Origin of the sequence: Catenuloplanes sp. NPDC051500 (assembly GCF_044454585.1) — a bacterium.
Classification (GTDB): Bacteria; Actinomycetota; Actinomycetes; order Mycobacteriales; family Micromonosporaceae; genus Catenuloplanes.
This window is the reverse complement of record NZ_JBITDX010000013.1, coordinates 83,931-96,926: the sequence shown is the minus strand read 5'-3', so window position 1 is coordinate 96,926 and position 12,996 is coordinate 83,931. Positions and strand designations below refer to the sequence as shown.

Annotated in this window: 6 protein-coding genes; 1 reads left to right on the top strand and 5 read right to left on the bottom strand. The window is 71.1% G+C overall.

Annotation, left to right across the window (positions count from 1 at the left end):
* The first annotated feature begins 2 nt into the window (after positions 1-2).
* Positions 3-857, top strand: coding sequence for a hypothetical protein (locus ACIA8K_RS25315; protein WP_396063344.1), 855 nt, complete (start codon positions 3-5; stop codon positions 855-857).
* 1,316 nt (positions 858-2,173) lie between these two features.
* Here the strand turns inward: ACIA8K_RS25315 and ACIA8K_RS25310 are convergent.
* From ACIA8K_RS25310 to ACIA8K_RS25290, 5 genes are all read right to left on the bottom strand, one after another.
* Complete coding sequence (locus ACIA8K_RS25310) at positions 2,174-4,105, bottom strand: dipeptide ABC transporter ATP-binding protein (protein ID WP_396063342.1); 1,932 nt, start codon at positions 4,103-4,105, stop codon at positions 2,174-2,176.
* Entirely contained in the window at positions 4,098-5,192 is a 1,095-nt protein-coding gene (locus ACIA8K_RS25305; RefSeq protein WP_396063340.1) for an ABC transporter permease, read from the bottom strand. The genes ACIA8K_RS25310 and ACIA8K_RS25305 overlap by 8 nt, the downstream gene beginning before the upstream one ends.
* A 9-nt stretch (positions 5,193-5,201) precedes the next feature.
* Complete coding sequence (locus ACIA8K_RS25300; protein ID WP_396063338.1) at positions 5,202-6,284, bottom strand: ABC transporter permease; 1,083 nt, start codon at positions 6,282-6,284, stop codon at positions 5,202-5,204.
* On the bottom strand, positions 6,284-7,909 hold the full coding sequence (locus tag ACIA8K_RS25295) for an ABC transporter substrate-binding protein (RefSeq protein ID WP_396063336.1): 1,626 nt from the start codon (positions 7,907-7,909) through the stop codon (positions 6,284-6,286). Before ACIA8K_RS25295 ends, ACIA8K_RS25300 begins: the two co-directional genes overlap by 1 nt.
* A 556-nt stretch (positions 7,910-8,465) precedes the next feature.
* Entirely contained in the window at positions 8,466-12,926 is a 4,461-nt protein-coding gene (locus tag ACIA8K_RS25290; protein WP_396063334.1) for a glycoside hydrolase family 2 TIM barrel-domain containing protein, read from the bottom strand.
* Positions 12,927-12,996 lie beyond the last annotated feature (70 nt).

The window sequence follows — 12,996 nt, the reverse complement described above, 5'->3', positions numbered from 1 at the left end:
CCATGCCCCGGCGAGGAACTCTCGGCTCCTTGCTGGCGCTGCTGCTGGTGGGGGGATGCACCGCGTCTCCCCACCAGGAGTCACCGCCGGTCGGATACCCCTTCGGCGGCGCCGGCCACGTGAGCGCCGCCGAGCAGGCCGTGCTCGCCAGCGCCGAGGATCTCGCCGTCACCGACTGCATGGCCCGCCAGGGCCTGACCTACCTCAGCCGGCCGGTCCGCCCCACCCCCGACCCCGGCAACCCCTACGGTCTGCTCTCCGCCGACGACGCCCGGGCCACCGGCTACGGCCTCAACGCCCTCGCCGCGCGCGAGACCACCGACCCGAACACCGCGCTCGTGGCGCGCCTCGACCCACCCGCCCAGGACCACTGGCGCCAGGTCCTCCTCGGCACCGACCGGAACCTTCAAAAGATCGTGCTCAGCGACGGCAGCATCTTCAGCTACCGCTCCGACGCCTGCACCTACCAGGCACACCTGCGCGTCGTCGGCCCCGCGTGGGACGCGCTCTACATGCAGGTCAGCGCCGAAACCGCAGCCTTCGCCGACGACGTCCAGGCCGACCCCCGCGTCACCGCCTCCCACACCGCCTGGTCGACCTGCATGCGGCACCGCGGCTACGAGTTCAGCACCCTCACCGACGCCCGCCAGGCCGCCTCCGACAAGCCTCTCGCCCAGGAGCGCGAGATCGCCACGGCCGACGCCACCTGCCAGCAGCAGTCCCAGATGTGGCCCGCAATCACCGCCGCGGCCACCACTCTGGAGAGCCGAAGCCAGGCCCTGCAAGCCCGCACCCAGCACCTCCGCACCCTGCGCGCCACCGCCGCGACCACCGCCAACACCCTGCTCAGCCGATAGAGCAGAGACCACGTTCACGATCTAGATCCTCCCGCTCCCGTGCCGGCCCGGCCCGCACGCTCCCGACTCTGTTGCCCGTTCGCGTGTGGTGATCTGGGGGCCTGACGGTCGAAGGGCTGGCATCGAGGCCAGGAGTGTGGCGGGCCGTTTCGGCTGGTCGGCGGTCTCGTGGCCCGCGGGGCAGCACGGCCATCGTCTAAGCAGCGGCTGGTCAGGGCGGCTGCGGCCTGGGCTGTCGCACGGGCCGGCGCCGTGGAGCGTGTGGCTGGGAGGGCTGGTTGATCTCGGCCTGGGCTGTCGCACGGGCCGGCGCCGTGGAGCGTGTGGCCGGGAGAGCTGGTTGATCTCGGCCTGGGTGGTCGCAAGGGCCGGCACCGAAGCCGTGAGCTGGCGAAGGGCCAGTCGATCTTGGCTCTCGCCTGCCGCCGCGCCAGGGCCACAGCAGGTCGGGCGCTCCGCACCGAGATTGTTCCGGTTTTCGGGATTCCGCGTCCATCTGGCGGGATGCAAGATCCTTGCGGCTCTGGTGGCCCCTATTCGAGCGCGATAAGGGCCACCAGAGCCGCAAGGATCTTGACAGGGGCTTGCTGATCTTTCGGCGTCAGGATAAACGCGCCGGGCTGCATCTATATGAGGAAATGTCGGGCGCGCAGCGCTCGAACGCCGATAGTGACCGCAGACCTCCACGAGGCGGGTCGCGAGCGTGGGCTGCGTCTTGGCATATGCGGATCCGGTCTGGCTTCGCCTTGGTTGCCCGGCCCTGAGACCCGCCGAAGTGCCGCGACCAGCCCGCACGCCTGCGGGACTCGTGGCCTCGGTGCCGGTCCTTGCACCCACACGCCGCAGTCGCCTTGACCCACAGCCGCTGAGACGACAGCCGTGCTGCTCTCGGGCTCCGCAAGCACGACGACAAGCGGAAACGACTCACCGCGCCCCAGCCCTCCGGTCACGGGTCCCCAGACCGCCGCATGCGAATGGGCAACAGAGTCGCTCCGGCGGGCAAAACTCCCCGCCCACCAAGACTCCGCTGGTGTTCCGCTGGCGTTCCGCTCGCCGGGCGGCTCGGAGCCGGTCACGCGCGGCGCGGGCAAGAGGACGCGACTTCCGCCGTGCCACCGGACCCGCGGCGCGGCCCCTTGGTGTCGGGCCAGGCCGGGCCAGGCGGGCCGGGCCAGGCGGGCCGGGCCAGGCGGGGCGGGGCCAGGCGGGGCGGGGCCAGGCCGGGCAGGGCCGGGCCGGGCCGGGCCGATGGTGCGGGCGGCCGACCTCCTCCGCGGCACGAGCGTCGCGGTGCGGCACGGACGGGCGATCTTGCCTCAGAGGGAGGCCGCGTCGGTGGCGCGGGCGGCGCGGCGGGCGGCTTGGCGGGTGGGGTCGGGGACGGGGACGGCGGCGACCAGGCGCCGGGTGTAGGCGTGGGCCGGGTGGTGGAGGACCTGGGCGGTGTCGCCGTGTTCGACGGCCTCGCCCCGGTGGAGGACGACGACGCGGCTGGCGACGGTCTCGATGACGGCGAGGTCGTGGCTGATGAACAGGGCGGCGAAACCCATGTCCCGGTGCAGGCGCAGGATCAGGTCGAGGATTGTGGCCTGGACGGAGACGTCCAGGGCGGAGGTGGGCTCGTCCGCGATCAGTAGGCGGGGTTCGAGCGCGATGGCCCGGGCGACGCTTGCCCGCTGGCGCTGGCCGCCGCTGAGTTCGTGCGGGTACCGGCGGGCGTAGTCGGCGGGCAGGGCCACGTGGTCGAGAAGAGCGGCGACGCGGGCGGCGATCTGACGCCTGTCCAGGTCGCGGCGGTGGACGAGGAACGGTTCGGCAAGCGAGTCGCCTACGGACAGCTGCGGGTTGAAGCTGGTGGCCGGGTCCTGGAAGACGAAGCCGATCTGGGCGCTCACCGTGCGGGACCGGCGGTGACGGCGGCCGTCGATGCGTTCGCCGAGGACGGTCAGGCTGCCGCCGGTGACCGGGGTGAGCCCGGCGACCGCGCGCCCGATCGTGGTCTTCCCGGAGCCGCTCTCCCCGACCAGCCCGACCACCTCGCCGGCGTGGATGCGCAGGTCGACTTCGTGCACGGCCCGAAACGACGGCCGCCCCAGCCGCCCCGGAAACGTGACACCGAGTCGGTTCGCGTCGACCACCGCCTCACCCACCGCAGCCGATGCTGCGGCCGACGTCACGGCCGACGTCACGGCCGGTGACGCACCAGGTGACGCGGAGGACGGGGCCGGTGGCGGGGGTGACGCGGCCGCTGTCACGGATGACGGCGCGGCCGGGTGAGCGGATGAGGATGCCGCAGTCGCGGGCGGCAGCGCGGTCGTTGGCAGAGATGACGGCGCGGCAGGTGGCAGGGATGACGGAGAGGACGGCTCCGCCGCTGGTGGGGGCGAGGATGCGGCTGTGGGGGATGACGATGACGACGCTGCGTCCGCTGTCATGGGCGACGGCGCGGCCGCTGGTGCGGACGAGCCGAGTTCGGGGATCGCGGCCAGCAGCTGCCGCGTGTACGCGTGCGACGGCGCCCCGAACAGCGTCACCGCGGTCGCCTGCTCGACAAGCACTCCCTGCCGCATCACCGCGACCCGGTCCGCGATGTCCGCGACCACCCCCATGTTGTGGGTGATCATGAGGATGGCCGTGCCGTGCTTCGCCCGTACCGCGCGGAGCAGGTCGAGAATTTCCGCCTGCACGGTCACGTCGAGTGCGCTTGTTGGCTCGTCCGCGACGATCAGGCCGGCCTCGAGCGCGAGCGCCGCCGCGATCATGATGCGCTGCTTCTGCCCGCCGGAGAACTGGTGTGGATAGTGGTCGGCGCGGACTCGCGGTTCGGGGATGCCGACGTCGGCCAGCGCCTCGATCGCGCGCTCCCGGCGGGCTTTCCGGCCCGTTACTCCATGCGCGCGCAGCCCTTCGGCGATCTGCCAGCCGATCGGGTAGACCGGGTTGAGCGCTGTCGACGGCTCCTGGAAAACCATCGCGGCCCGGCTTCCGCGCAGCGTGCGCAGCCGGCCGGCGTCGGCGGTGAGCATGTCGTCGCCGCCGAGGTCGACCCGGCCGGTGGCGCGCGCGGTTTCCGGGAGCAGGCCGAGGATCGCGCGAGCGGTGATCGTCTTGCCGCTGCCGCTCTCGCCGACGAGCGCGACGACCTCGCCGGGCGCGATTGTCAGGTCGACGCCGCGGACCGCGTGGACCTCGCCGTGGTCGGTGTCGAGGCGCACGTGCAGGTCCGCAATGGTCAGCAGGTCACTCATCGCGCGCCGCCTCCCCAGAAGCCGAAGACACATCAGAAGCCGAAGACACACCGGAATCCGAAGACACACCAGCAGCCGAAGGCACACCAGCAGCCGAAGGCACGCCAGCAGCCGAAGGCACGCCAGCAGCCGAAGGCACGCCAGCAGCCGAAGGCGCACCGGAAGCCGAAGAAGCACCAGAGGCGGAAGTGACACCGGAAGCCGAGGCCCCACCCGCGGCCCGGCGGCGCAGACGGGGATCGGCGAGGTCGTTGAGGCTCTCGCCGAGCAGGGTGATGCCGAGGACGGTCAGCACGATCGCGGTGCCGGGGAAGATCGACGTCCACCAGATGCCCGCGGTCACGTCCGGCATCGACTTGTTCAGGTCGTATCCCCATTCGGCGGCCGAGTTCGGCTCGATGCCGAAGCCGAGGAAGCCGAGCGCGGCGAGTGTGAGGATCGCCTCGGACGCGTTGATCGTGATGATCAGCGGAAGCGTGCGGGTGGAGTTGCGCAGCACGTGCCGGGTGAGGATCCGGACGGTGCCGGTGCCGATCACCCGGGCCGCCTCGACGAACGGCTCCGCCTTGATCCGGACCACTTCGGCGCGCACCACACGCAGATACTGCGGGATGAACACGACGCTCACGGCTATCGCGGCGGAGGTGAGCCCGGCGAACAGCCCGGACCGCCCCTGGCTGATCACGATCGAGACGACGATGGCGAGCAGCAGCGACGGGAACGCGTACATGGCGTCGGCGAGCCCGGTGAGGAACTGGTCGAGCCGCCCGCCGAAGTATCCGGCGACGAGCCCGAGGAACACGCCGAGCACGATCGCCACCACCACGGCCATCACGATGATCTCCAGCGCGGTCCGCGTACCCCAGATGGTTCTGGAAAGCACGTCGTAGCCGGTCACTGTGGTCCCGAGCGGGTGCGCGGCGCTCGGTGGGCGCTGCGAGCCGAACAGGCCGCCGGCGTCGCCGAGCTGGTCGTACTCGTAGGGTGCGAGCAGCGGTGCGAGGACCGACACCAGCACGAAGAGCGCGGTAAGCGAGGTGCCGGCGAGCAGCATGAACCGCTGCACTCCCCGGCCATAGCGGAACACGGCGAACATCTAGTACCTGACCCGGGGATCGATGAACGCGGCCACGACGTCGACGATGAAGTTGGTGACTGCCACGACGACGGCGAAGACCATGACGAGCGCCTGGACGGCCACGAAGTCGCGCACGGTCAGGTAGTGCGCGAGCTGGTAGCCGAGGCCGCGCCACTCGAACGTGGTCTCGGTGAGCACCGCGCCGCCGAGCAGGCCCGCGACCTGCAGGCCGAGCACCGTGATGATCGGGATCAGCGCGGGCCGGGTGGCGTGCCGGTTGGCAAGCCTCGATTCGCCGACGCCGCGGGAGCGCGCGGCGTCGACGTACCCGGCGGAGAGCGTGCCGATCAGGTTGGTCCGGACCAGGCGCAGGACCACGCCGCCGCAGAGCAGGCCGAGCGCGAGGCTCGGCAGCACGGCGTGCTGGAGCACGTCGACGACCGCGCCGCCGTCGCCGCTGCGCAGCGCGTCGATCAGGTAGATGCCGGTGACGCTTGTCCGGTTCTGCAGGAACAGCTGGGTGGACGTGCCGGCTCGGCCCGCGACAGGCAGCCAGCCGAGCCACACCGAGAAGATCAACTTCAGGATCAACCCCACGAAGAAGACAGGCATCGCGTACGCCAGGATGCCCCCGAACCTCAGCAGCGCGTCCGGCACCCTGTCCCGGTGCCGGGCGGCGAGCCGGCCCAGCGGGATGCCGACAAGCAGCGCCACGATCAGCGCGTACACGGTCAGTTCGACTGTCGCCGCGCCGTAGGTGCCGAGCAGCTCGGTGATCGACCTGTTGTCGGTGGCGGTCCGGCCCAGGTCGCCGGTGGCCGTGTCGCGCAGGAAGTCCCCGTACTGGACCAGCAGCGGCCGGTCGTACCCCGCGGAGTGCAGTCGTTCCTGCAGTTGCTGTGGGGTCAGCCGGTCCGCGAGCGCGCTGCTGATCGGGTCGCCGGTCAGCCGCATCAGGAAGAACACGACGGTGACCAGGAAGAACACGGTCGGGAAGATCAGCAGGAAGCGGACCAGGAGGTAGCGGCCGATCCCGCCGCCACCCGTTTTCGAGGTGGCGGCGGGGTCCTGTTCCGGCCCGAGTTCGACGAGCGCGGTCATCAGCTCTTGCTCAGCGTGTACCAGCGGAACTCGTACGAGCTGTCCAGCTGCTCGGGCACGCCCTGCACGCTTGTGCGGGTGACGATCGCGAGCGAGCCCTGCAGCAGCGGCAGCACCGGCACCTGCTTGGCCACCTCGTCCTGGATGCGGGTGAGCAGCTGCAGGCGGGCCGCGGCGTCCGGCTCGGTCTGCTCCTCCGCGATCAGGCCGATGACCGTGGGGTCCTCGTACCCGTTGGCGATGAAGTTGCCCTTGTTGAAGAACGAGCCGACGTAGTTGTCCGCGTCCAGGTAGTCCGCGTACCAGCCGAGCTGGTAGGCCGGGTACTGGTCCGCGACCCGCTCCTTGCCGTAGCTCGCCCACTCCGACGACTGCAGGCTGACCGTGAACAGCCCGCCCGCCTCCAGCTGTGTCTTGACGAGCGCGTACTCGTCCTCGGACGAGGAGCCGTAGTGGTCGGAGTTGTACTGCAGGTTGAGTGCGACAGGGGTGGTGATGCCTGCGGCCTGGAGCACCGACTTCGCGGCCGCCGCGTCGGGACCGCCCTGCTTGTTCCCGTAGAGCGGCTTGAGCGACTCGGCCGCCCCGGTGATGCCCTCCGGCACGTACGAGTAGAGGGGCTTGAACGTGTTCTTGTAGACCTGCTCCGCCAGTTGCGCCCGGTCGATCAGGTTCGCCGCCGCCTGCCGGACCGCGAGCGCCTTGGCCGTGTCCGCATCAGGCGTCTTCGACCCGAACGGCTGGGTCCGGAGGTTGAACACGATGTAGCGGATGCCGTTTCCGGACCCGGTGTGCACCTTGACGTCGCTCTTGGTGCCGAGATCCTGCAGGTCAGGGATGGTAAGCGTGCGGTAGACCGCGTCGATGTTGCCCTGCTGCACGTCAAGCTTCAGGTTGCTCGCGTCCGTGTAGTACTTGAGCGTGACAGCCTTCGCCTTCGGCACGTAGAGGCCCTGGTAGCCCGGGTTGGCGCGGAACGAGGCGAGCGAGTTCTTCGCCCAGCTGTCCATCGCGAACGGCCCGTTCCACGGCTTGGCCGCGACGATCGCGTCGTCGTCGAGGACCTTGTCCGCCGGGAAGACCTCCTCGTCCACGATGTACCCGGCCGCGGTCGTCAGCACCTGCGGGAAGAGCACGTCGTCGGCCGACTTGAGGGTGAACGTCACCGTCGCGTCGTCGACGACGGTTGTCGAGGCTAGGTTGTAGAGCATCGTCGACGGCCCGTTCTCGTCCGCGATGCCGAGCTGCCGGTCGAAGCTGAACTTCACGTCCGAAGCGGTCAGTTTGTGCCCGTTGACGAACGTGAGCCCCGGCTTCAACGTCGCCGTGTACTCAGTGGGCCCGGTCAGTTTCACCTCTGCCAGGTTCGGCTTCACGTCGGTGGAGCCGTAGGTGGTGGCGACGAGCGTGGAGTAGACCTCCCGCTCGACCGTGTTCGACCCGGCGTCCCAGGCACCGGCCGGGTCGAGGCTGGCGACCTGATCTGTGGTGCCGATCGTGATGGCCGCCCCGGCGTCGCCGCCGGAGCCCTCAGTGGTGGAGCTGGTGCAGGCGGCAGTGAGCGCCCCGGCGGCGACGATCGCCGCGCCGTGGCGCCAGTATCTGATCCGGGAGAGCGGAGGCATGGTTGCACCCTTCTTCGCCGAGATGTCAGTGAATCTTGGTAGGCACCGCGGACGCTATCACCGCTCATCGATCTCTACAGTGGATCCGAGTTTCCAATCCTGTTACAAACGTCGATCGCCGCCGACGTCGGTGGCCGTCCCACGCCGGGTGCCGAGCAGCAGAAGAGAGGGCACGGCACCGTCGTACCGGTCGCCGCCGCGCAGCGACACCGATTAACGGCACGGAAGCCCCACAATCAAGATCATTTTCCCGCTCTGCGTGTGGTGCGGCCCGCATGCTCCCGCGGGCAATCCTCGCCGCCCACCAAGACTCCGCTTGCGCTCCGCTTGCCGGGCGGCTCGGAGCCGGTCCCGCGCGGTGCGGGGAAGAGCACGCGACCTCCGCCGCACCGCGGACCCGGCGGCGCGGCACGGGCCGCGAGAGCCGTGTGGCTCTGGGCCGGGCCACTGCGGAACCGGTGCCCGCGGGAGCGTGCGGGCCGGACCACCCACAGAGTGGGAAATCCGGCCCTTGATTGTGAATGTCGCCGATCCGATGTGGAGGCGGCCCTCCGTGTCAGGTGCAGAGAATGCGTGCCGAGGCCCAGTCGGCGTGGTCGGCGCCGTTGCCGTCGCCCGCGTCGGTGACCCGCAGCTCCACCGTGGCCGCGCCTGTCACATCGGCGGTCAGCGGCTCCGGCCCTGAGCTGCCGGTCAGCACGCCGGTCGCGGCGCGCCGCACCCCGTCCGCCCAGACCTCGAACGTGACCGACCCGGAGCCGCCCATCTCGTCGTCGACGCCGACGTCCGCGCGGACGGACGTGCACGCGCCGCCGGCCTCGTAGGTGAGCCGGGAGACCGCATGCGCGCCGATCCCCTTGGCGTGGACGACACCGCCGACAGTGATCGGCCCGCCGTCGGCCGCGCCCTGCTCGCCGTTGCTGCGGTCCCGTTCGGACGGCCCCCAGCCGTTCGTGACCTCGGTGAACGGCAGATCGCTGAGCCAGCGGGTGCCGGGCGGCAGCGGCGTGGCGACCCGGGCGGTCGCGGTCGTGGTGGAGACGAACCCGCCAGCCGAGGTGGAGACGACGGTCGCGGCCAGGTCGAACGTGCCGACGTCGGTGCCGGCCGGCGCGGTCACCGCGAACGCGGTCCTCCCGGTCGGCGTGACGGTCCAGCCCGCGGGCGCGGACAGCGTGACGCGGACATCCGTGACCGGGGCGGCGCACCGGTCGGTGATCACGACCTCGACCGGTTCGGGGGTGCCCGGGGCGACAGTGCCGTCGGTGCGCAGCGCCACGTCCGGCGGGCAGGGCGCGGCCACGGTCGAGTCGATCACGCCGGTGCGCGCCTCGCGTCCGGTCAGCGGCCGCAGGACCAGCTCATACGCGTGCCGGGCGGTGGGGGAGACCCGGTACGGCGCGAGCACCGAGTTCGGCGTCTCGCCCATGCCGGTCTCGCCGGCCCCGGCGTGAAGCGTCACCCAGCCGTCGTTGCGGACCAGCGGCAGCTGATTGTCGTACTCGGCCCGGTCGAGGTCGTCGTAGGGCGTGACGGACACGTCCATATCCCCGCCGACGAGCAGCCCGGACCGGCCGTCGCCGAGCGTGGCCCAGCGGGTGCCGGTGTGGTTGCCGTACGCCTGCGGCCTCGAGTAGCGCACGTACTCGTCGTCGACAGTGGACTTCCAGACGCCCGTCCGGGTGCCGTTGCGCCTGTCGTTGTAGCTCTCCTCCGGTCCTTCGCCGTAGTAGCTGAACCGCTTCATCGCCTCGGGCAGCCGCAGCTGCACACCGACCCGGGGCAGGTACGGCAGCGACGACACCCGCGACCCGGACGCCTGCACGTCGTGGGCGAGCGTGATCGTGCCGCGCGCGTCGATCGCGTACCGCATGCTCTGGTGGAAGGTGAGCAGGTCCGGTTTGCCGGCCGCCGTGCTGTCGAACGCGACCACCGCGTCCGGCCCGTCTGTGGTCACCGTCGTGCCGGTGACGGTGGTGGTCAGCGCGTCCAGGCCGAGGTCGTGCCAGACCTCCCGGTCCGCGGTGCCCCACCCGTAGGTCTCGTTGCTCGTCGGCGGCCGGTACACGTCAAGCGCCGGCCCGCCCGCAAGCAGCTCCCGGCCGCCGGCGTTCATCGAGGTCAGCGTGCCGGACCGGGCGTCGAACCGGTACCGCCAGCCGTCCCCGGACACGGTGATCGTGGTCCCGTCCCTGGTCACTGTGGGTGCGGTGGTGGTGGGTGGGCCGGGCAGGACGCCGGGGACCACGCGCCCGCCCACTGCGAACTGGTCGCGGCCGAGGACCCAGCCGGCCTTCGCCCACGGCAGGTCGGAGACGCTCTCGGCGGTGAGCGTGAGCAGGCGTTCCCTGTCGTCCGGGTTCGCCGGGGGCGTGACTGTCAGCTCGGTGCTCTGGCCGGGTGCGAGCCGCAGCCGCCGGTCGCCCTCGCGCAGCGTCCGGTCGATCTCCTGAAGTGTCCATCGCAGCCGCAGGTCGAGCGGGCCAGCGGTCTGCCCGTTCGTCACCAGGTAGCGGCCGCCGCCGAGGTCGGTGAAGCGGACCGGCGCCTGCGCCCACGCCATCTCCACGGTCTCCGGCTGCAGGTAGCGGTCCGATCCGACCAGGCCGTCCGTGCCGGAGATGCTCACGCCGAGGGAGAGGAAGTCGCCGCTGCGGTCGAACCTGTCGAAGTCGAGCGCGAGCACGAGGTCCGCGCCGCTGTGGATGCGCACGTCGTCGATGAGCGCGCCGGCGAGCCGGGTGGTCGTGCCGTCCTGCTGCGTCTCCGCGTTCCGGCCGATGTTGACCTCGTAGAGGCCGGGGTCGACCGCGCCGGAGCGGGCCGCGCGCGCCACCTCGACGCCGTCGATGAGCAGTCGCTGGCTGCCGCCGTCGTAGACGCCGGTGACCCGGTGCCAGGATCCCACCCAGTTCGCTGGTACGTCCGCGGCCACCGTGTTCCAGCCGCCGGTGTCCAGGCCGAACTCGAGGGTGTCCGCGTCGCGCATCTGCAGCGCGTACCCCCGGCCCTTGGTCACGATCGGCAGGCTGCCCGCCCACTCGCCGGGCTTGACCCACGCGTCCAGGGTGAGCGGCCCGGTGATGTCGAGCCGCCGGTCGCGGAACACGTCCACGAAGTCGTCCAGGCTGGACAGCGCGACCGCCGTGCCGCGGTGTCCGGGCTCGACGCCGGGCTTGCCGACCAGGAACGCCGGGATCCCGTTCTCGGTCGGCGTGGTGATCAACGGCTGGCGCAGGTTCTGCTCGGCCCAGTCCCAGATGAAGCCGCCCTGGATGTTCGGCACCCGGCGGGCCAGGTCCCAGAAGTCGGCGAAGTTGCCCAGGCCGTTGCCCATCGCGTGCGCGTACTCGCCCATCACGATCGGCTTGTCGGTGCTCGCCGCCCGCTGCTCCAGCCGGGCCGGCGTCGGATAGCGCGGCCCGGCCACGTCGGCGTAGGGCGCGTCGCCGTCCGGGCTGTTCGACTGGTGGTACAGCACCCGGCTCGGGTCGTTGGCGGTCGCCCACGCGGCCATCGCGGTGTGCGCGGCGCCCAGCCCGGCCTCGTTGCCGGTGTCCCACATGATCACGCTCGGGTGGTTGCGGTCCCGGGCGACCATCGCCTGGAACCGGTCCGCGAACGCGGCCTGCCACTCCGGCCGGTCCGCGAGACAGTCGGACGGGCACGACTCGTGCGCGTGCGTCTCGGCCTCCATCTCGTCGTCGATCCACAGGCCGTGCTTGTCGGCGAGCCGGTAGAGGTACGGGTCGGACGGGTAGTGGGAGGTGCGGACCGCGTTCAGATGCAGGCTCTTCATCAGGAACACGTCGTCGCGCTGCCGCTCACGGGTGTTGTAGCGGCCGGTGTCCGGGTCGGTCTCCGCCCGGTTCGTACCCTTGATCAGGATTCTCTTGCCGTTGACAAGCAGCTGCCGGTCGCGCACCTCGATCTCCCGGAACCCGACCGGCTGCGAGGTGACGTGAAGCGTCCGGCCGTTGCCGTCGAGCAGTTCGAGGACCAGGGCGTACAGGTGGGGGTCGTCGGCGCTCCACAGGTCGGGCGCGGTGACGGGCATGCTGAGGTCGGTGCCCTCGGCGACCGCCTTCGTCCGGCCCCGGTCGTCCTTGAGCGTGGCCCGGACCCGGGTGGCCGGGCCGTCCACGTCGATGTGCGCCTTCAGGGTCGCGTTGCGGTAGGCGGCGTCCAGGTCGGTGGTGATGTGCGCGTCGCGCAGCCGGGACGTCTCGGTGCGGTACATCCACACGTCGCGGAAGATGCCGCTGTACCGCCACTGGTCGTAGTCCTCCAGGTACGACCCGGCGCTCCACCTGTGCACCTGCACCGCGATCGTGTTACGGCCCGGCCGCAGCAGCGCGGTCACGTCGAACTCGGCCGAGGTGTAGCCGCCCTGGTCGTAGCCCGCGTATCCGCCGTTGACCCACAGGAACCAGCCGCTTGTCACGCCCTCGAACCGCAGGAACACCCGGCCGCCGTCCCAGTCCGCGGGCAGGTCGACGGTGCGCAGGTAGGCGGCGGTCGGGTTCACGTCCCTCGGCACGGCGGGCGGGTCGTCCGGCCAGACCTCCTCGGGGATGTTGCGGAACACCGGGTGGTCGATGAAGTCCGACTGCCAGGTGTGCGGCACGCTCACCTGCGGCCAGCCGCGCGAGTCGTAGCCGTCGGTGTGGAACGCGGCGGGGACGTCGCCGGGCTTGTCGAACAGCCGCATCCGCCAGTCGCCGTTGAGCGTCCTGACATAGGGGGAGGCGGCGGACCGTTCGGTGACGTCCTCGGCCGCGGTCCTTGCGTCCCGGTAGGGCCGCAGATCCACGTGCGGGGTCTGCTGCCCCTCGCCGATCCTCTCCGGATCGTCGAGGTAGCCGTAGACGTCGTCGGCGTTCTTCGGCCCGCCGGCCGGATCCACCGGGCTGGTGATCACCTGGGTGACCACGGCCGCCTCCGCCGCCGGCGCGTCCGGAACGACGCCGAGACCGGCGAAGAGCACGAGAACCATCGCGAACGATCTCGGACGCACGGCTGCCTCCCGGGGAGCTCCGACCCAGAGAAGACTATTGATGATCAGATATCGATGTCAATGAACGTCA